Source organism: Streptomyces sp. MnatMP-M17 (genome assembly GCF_900091995.1).
In the GTDB taxonomy this organism is placed as follows: domain Bacteria; phylum Actinomycetota; class Actinomycetes; order Streptomycetales; family Streptomycetaceae; genus Streptomyces.
In genome coordinates, this window is sequence record NZ_FMDK01000978.1 from 1 (window position 1) to 5,142 (window position 5,142).

At 68.0% G+C, this 5,142-nt stretch carries 5 protein-coding genes; all 5 read left to right on the plus strand.

Annotated elements, in window-relative coordinates; translation table 11 throughout:
- Positions 1-561 precede the first annotated feature (561 nt).
- Positions 562-1,044 (plus strand): CarD family transcriptional regulator, encoded by a 483-nt coding sequence (locus GA0115259_RS34540; protein ID WP_003953493.1) that lies wholly within the window; start codon positions 562-564, stop codon positions 1,042-1,044.
- A 538-nt stretch (positions 1,045-1,582) separates the two neighbouring features.
- A complete protein-coding gene (ispD, locus tag GA0115259_RS34545; protein ID WP_093604226.1) occupies positions 1,583-2,329 on the plus strand; it encodes a 2-C-methyl-D-erythritol 4-phosphate cytidylyltransferase in 747 nt (248 codons plus the stop codon).
- Entirely contained in the window at positions 2,319-2,822 is a 504-nt protein-coding gene (ispF, locus tag GA0115259_RS34550; RefSeq protein WP_093604228.1) for a 2-C-methyl-D-erythritol 2,4-cyclodiphosphate synthase, read from the plus strand. The genes ispD and ispF overlap by 11 nt, the downstream gene beginning before the upstream one ends.
- A gap of 141 nt (positions 2,823-2,963) precedes the next feature.
- Positions 2,964-3,368, plus strand: coding sequence for a PPOX class F420-dependent oxidoreductase (locus tag GA0115259_RS34555; protein ID WP_093604230.1), 405 nt, complete (start codon positions 2,964-2,966; stop codon positions 3,366-3,368).
- 136 nt (positions 3,369-3,504) lie between these two features.
- Positions 3,505-4,905 (plus strand): cysteine--tRNA ligase, encoded by a 1,401-nt coding sequence (cysS, locus tag GA0115259_RS34560; protein ID WP_093604232.1) that lies wholly within the window; start codon positions 3,505-3,507, stop codon positions 4,903-4,905.
- The last annotated feature ends 237 nt before the right edge of the window (positions 4,906-5,142 follow it).

Below are 5,142 nucleotides of genomic sequence, written 5' to 3' on the forward strand. Positions count from 1 at the left end.
CCGCCGCCGCACCGGCCTCGGTCCCGCCGCCGCGCCCGGCCGGTTTCGCGCCGCGCCCGGGCCGCTTCCCCGGCCGCTTCCCGGGCCGTTTCAAGACACCGCTTCAAGACACCGCGCGGGCCGGATTCCGTATCCGATTTCCTGCTCGATCCCGTCGTTTCGCACGGCGTTCACATAATGCCGGTGATCAATTCCTCCGCGCACCGCACATTGCTTACGAATACCGCCGCGCGAGCCCGGGGTGATCAAATTTGGAATCTCCCGCACTTCCATCCGTACGAGTGATCGACATCCGAACGGACTGCGGGAAGTTTGACACCTGAAATCCGGCAAATCGGGACGTTCATCCACTTCGGAGGGTGTTGCGCGGTGGGTAACGTGCGCGTTTCCGCACGCCCGCGCAGCCGCTCCGACCTGCGAATACCCTCTTCCGGAAGCCGCCCGCAGCACGTTCCTGGCGCAGTTGTCAAGCCCCGAGAACCGTCCTGACCTGCGAAAACGCCATTCAGAAGATGCCATTCTCGTGTTACCCTGGATAGCCACGGAAGGGGTACCTGTCACATGACGTTCAAGGTTGGCGACACCGTGGTCTATCCCCATCACGGGGCCGCGCTGATCGAGGCCATCGAAACTCGCCAGATCAAAGGCGTGGACAAGACCTACTTGGTGCTCAAGGTCGCCCAGGGCGACTTGACAGTGCGTGTACCGGCGGACAATGCGGAGTTCGTCGGCGTGCGCGATGTGGTCGGTCAGGACGGGCTGGACCGGGTCTTCGAGGTGCTTCGCGCACCGTACGCCGAAGAGCCGACGAACTGGTCCCGTCGCTACAAGGCAAATCTCGAGAAGCTCGCCTCCGGCGATGTCATCAAGGTCGCTGAAGTGGTGCGCGACCTGTGGCGCCGGGAGCGCGAGCGTGGACTCTCCGCAGGTGAGAAGCGCATGCTCGCCAAGGCGCGGCAGATTCTTGTCAGCGAGCTGGCTCTCGCGGAGAACACGAATGAAGACAAGGCCGAGGCTCTGCTCGACGAGGTCCTCGCGTCCTGAACCATGACGTGACGCCACGTGCCGGTGGCGCATGCCGTACAACGCAGTGAATGCCGTGGTGCCCGCTGACCAGCTACGAGGGAAATGCTGTGTCGCCGGGCGCTGCGGCATGTCCGTACACCCGCACCTCGTACGACATCCGGCCCACATCCGCCGTACACGCACGCCCTGACGTCCGTACACCGTCCAGACGTCCGCACACCCGTCCGCCGTCCGCGCACCCTCCGTCGGAGCCACCGGAGACGTCACACCGTGAGATGTCACGCCGTCCACCGGAGAACTGCCACCGGAGACGTCGGACGGTCCACCGGAGACGTCAGAGGTCTGAGGTTTCAGACCTCTCGCACCCGGGGACTCGCCGGGACTTCACCCGGGATCTCGCCATACCCGGGGCGGACCCGGGTGTGCGGAGCCCCGGGCAGCCGGCGCGATCCGTCTCGACCGTGTGTCACGGAAGGGTCCGGTCAAGGCGTCGCGCCCGGCACGGTGTGGCCATACCCATGTCGGCCGAGGAAACAAACCTGCCGGAGTGCAACCGATGTCAGACGAAGCCCGCCCCCACCGCACCGCCGCGGTGATCCCCGCAGCAGGCCGGGGGGTACGGCTCGGCCCCGGAGCCCCCAAGGCCCTCCGGGCGCTGGGCGGCACACCGATGCTGATCCACGCCGTCCGCGCCATGGCCGCCTCACGCGCCGTATCGCTCGTCGTGGTCGTCGCGCCGCCCGACGGCGCCGCCGAGGTGAAACACCTCCTCGACGAGCACGCCCTGCCGCAGCGCACCGACTATCTCGTCGTCCCGGGCGGCGAGACACGCCAGGAGTCCGTACGGCGCGGAATCGAGGCCCTGCCCGACTCCATCACCGCCGTACTCGTCCATGACGCGGCGCGCCCGCTCGTACCCGTGGACACCGTGGACGCCGTGGTCGAGGCCGTACGGGACGGCGCGCCGGCCGTCGTGCCCGCGCTGCCGCTCGCGGATACGGTCAAACAGGTCGAGCCGCGCGAGAAGGGCGAGCCCGAACCGGTCGTCGCCACGCCCGAGCGGGCCCTGCTGCGCGCCGTACAGACTCCGCAGGGCTTCGACCGCGCCACGCTCCAGCGCGCCCACGAGACGGTCGCGGCGGTCGGCGACGGCGCGACGGATTGCGCCGGTATGGTCGAGCGGCTCGGCGCGCCGGTGGTGGTCGTGCCAGGACACGAGGAGGCGTTCAAGGTGACCAGGCCGCTGGATCTGGTGCTGGCGGAGGCGGTTCTCGCCCGGAGGAGGGCCAACGATGGCTACTGAGCCTTCCGTGCCTGTACGGCTGCCGCAGGTGGGCATCGGCACCGACATCCACGCCTTCGAGGAGGGCCGCGAGCTGTGGTGCGCGGGCCTGCTCTGGGAGGGCGAGGGCCCCGGTCTGGCCGGTCACTCCGACGCGGACGTCGTCGCCCACGCGGCCTGCAACGCGCTCTTCTCGGCCGCCGGTCTCGGCGACCTCGGCGCGCACTTCGGCACCGGGCGCCCGGAGTGGTCCGGCGCCTCCGGGCTCAGTCTCCTTACGGAGGCGGCCAGAATCGTGCGCGAGGCGGGCTTCACGATCGGCAACGTCGCCGTACAGGTCGTCGGTCTGCGGCCGAAGATCGGCAAGCGGCGCGAAGAGGCGCAGAAGGTGCTCACCGAGGCCGTCGGCGCTCCGGTCGCGGTCTCCGCCGCCACCTCCGACGGGCTCGGCTTCACCGGGCGCGGCGAGGGACTGGCCGCGATCGCCACGGCGCTGGTCGTCCGTACGGGCTGATCGAAATACTTCGCGTGGGGTACGAGTTGAGGGAGTGTCAGCCTCGGTGCCAGGTCGGGCATCGAGGCACCGCTTCGATCAGGTTTCGATCAGGGCAGGCATCTCCACATCTCCGTCAGGTCAGGCATCAGGAAGGCAGTCATGGCAGCCGCACTCTCCGACAAGCTCAAGGAACTCCTCGACGGACCCGTCTTCGTCGACATCGCCACTATCCAGCCCGACGGCAGCCCGCAGGTGTCGCCGGTGTGGGTGAAGCGCGACGGTGACGATCTGCTCGTCTCGACCACCGTCGGCCGCCGCAAGGAGCAGAACCTGCGTCGCGACCCACGGGTTTCGGTCGTCGCGCGGCCCGAGGACGCGCCGTACCTCTACGCGGAGATCCGCGGCTCCGCGACGCTCACCACGGAGGGCGGCCAGGAGCTGATCAACGAGCTGTCCCTCAAGTACACCGGCAAGCCGTACGCGGAGTTCAACCCGGCGTCCAAGGAGGACGCCGAGCGGGTGGTCGTCCGTATCACTCCGCGCAAGATCGTCGGCCGTATCTGAGCCCACCGGTGCAAACATCACAATCGTCGCGAAATTCGACTGGTGACTTTGCCGGACGGGTATGAACGTCACGCTTCTGTGTCCCCGTGGCCCAAAGGGTCGCGGGGCACCACCCCAGGAGCACTACCCTTGTCGCGTGACTATTCGGCTGTACGACACCGGCGCCCGGCAGATCCGTGATTTCAACCCGCTCACGCCGGGCTGTGTCTCGATCTACCTGTGTGGCGCCACCGTGCAGGCCGCTCCGCACATCGGGCACATCAGGTCGGGACTGAACTTCGACATCATGCGCCGCTGGTTCACCTACCGCGGCTACGACGTGACATTCATTAGGAACGTCACGGACATCGATGACAAGATCATCGCCAAGTCGGCCGATCAGGGCCGCCCGTGGTGGTCCATCGGGTACGAGAACGAGCGCGCCTTCAACGACGGCTACGACGTCCTCGGCTGCCTGCCGCCCACCTACGAGCCCCGCGCCACCGGCCATATCACCGAGATGATCGAGATGATGCGCGGCCTCATCGAGCGCGGCCACGCCTACGAGGCGGACGGCAACGTCTACTTCGACGTCCGGTCCTTCCCGGATTACCTGGAACTCTCCAACCAGGACCTGGACGATCTGCGCCAGCCCTCCGGCGAGGGCGAGACCGGCAAGCGCGACCAGCGCGACTTCGCGATGTGGAAGGCTGCCAAGCCCGGCGAGCCGAGCTGGGAGACACCCTGGGGCCGCGGCCGGCCCGGCTGGCATCTGGAGTGCTCGGCCATGGCCCACAAGTACCTGGGCAGCGTCTTCGACATCCACGGCGGCGGCATCGATCTGATCTTCCCGCACCACGAGAACGAGATCGCGCAGGCCAAGGCGTACGGCGACGAGTTCGCACGGTACTGGGTGCACAACGCCTGGGTCACCATGAGCGGCGAGAAGATGTCCAAGTCGCTCGGCAACTCGGTGCTGGTCTCCGAGATGGTCAAGCACTGGCGTCCCATCGTGCTGCGCTACTACCTCGGCACGCCGCACTACCGCTCGATGATCGAGTACAGCGAGGAGGCGCTGCGCGAGGCCGAGTCCGCGTTCGCGCGGATCGAGGGCTTCGTCCAGCGCGTCACCGAAAAGGCCGGGAAGGCCGTCGCTCCCGCGCACGAGGTCCCGCCCGCCTTCGCCGAGGCCATGGACGACGATCTGGGCGTTCCGCAGGCCCTCGCGATCGTCCACACCACCGTCCGGCAGGGCAATTCCGCGCTGGCCGCCGACGACAAGGAAGCGGCCGTCGCCCGGCTCGCCGAGGTACGGGCCATGCTCGGCGTCCTCGGTCTCGATCCGCTGGACCCGCACTGGGCCGGCGAGACCGACCGCGGTGAGGATCTGCACGGCGTCGTCGACACGCTCGTACGGCTGGTGCTGGAGCAGCGCGAGGCGGCGCGCGGACGCAGGGACTGGGGCACGGCGGACGCCATCCGGGACCAGCTCCAGCAGACCGGACTCGTCATCGAGGACAGTCCCTCGGGACCGCGCTGGACGCTGGGGCCGCGCTGACCTGCACCGATGTGCCGCCCGGGGGCTTCGAGGGCGTCCGGGCGGCACACTTGCGTACGCTGACACATAAAACTTGACCCATAAAACTTGACGCACACCCACGTCTTGAGCACTTCTGAAGCACTTAGGCAACGAAACAGGTAGGTCATGGCCGGGAACAGCCAGCGCAGGAACCGCCGCACGTCCAACAAGAAGGGCGCGCAGGTCGGCAGCGGTGGCAAGCGACGCCGCGGACTC

What these genes read in the sequence shown, in the direction of transcription:
- GA0115259_RS34540 (WP_003953493.1), top strand. Translation starts at nt 562, where the DNA reads ATGACGTTCAAGGTTGGCGACACCGTGGTCTATCCCCATCACGGGGCC.
- ispD (WP_093604226.1), top strand. Translation starts at nt 1,583, where the DNA reads ATGTCAGACGAAGCCCGCCCCCACCGCACCGCCGCGGTGATCCCCGCA.
- ispF (WP_093604228.1), top strand. Translation starts at nt 2,319, where the DNA reads ATGGCTACTGAGCCTTCCGTGCCTGTACGGCTGCCGCAGGTGGGCATC.
- GA0115259_RS34555 (WP_093604230.1), top strand. Translation starts at nt 2,964, where the DNA reads ATGGCAGCCGCACTCTCCGACAAGCTCAAGGAACTCCTCGACGGACCC.